Here is a 373-nt window from a genome sequence, read left to right as displayed (position 1 = left end):
CGCACTAGTTTCAGGTACTAGCGAGTAACATCGTGGAGGTTCGAGTCCTCTCCTGGGCACCAAGTTTAACGAGAACCAGTGATGGTTTTCAAAATATCGAAGCCGCTGTACCAACAGCGGCTTTTTTATTTGTCGCGCCCGCCCTGCCCCATGGCCGCAACACCTGGCAGACCCGGGGTGCGGCACACGCGTACAGGCAGCACACACGCCCATTGCAGCCTGCCCGATATCCAACGGCAGCCTGCGGACATGCCGGCGGCCGCCATCGGACCCTCGGCACAAAGAATGTGCTCGCCGCACACAATTTTCAAAAAAGTTGGCAAACTCGCTGGCGGACCCAAAAAACGTTCTATAATTCAAAGCTGATCTGAAA

The sequence above is a fragment of the Acidovorax sp. Root217 genome (genome assembly GCF_001428645.1).
Taxonomy (GTDB): domain Bacteria; phylum Pseudomonadota; class Gammaproteobacteria; order Burkholderiales; family Burkholderiaceae_C; genus Acidovorax.
This window is presented reverse-complemented; position numbering follows the sequence as displayed.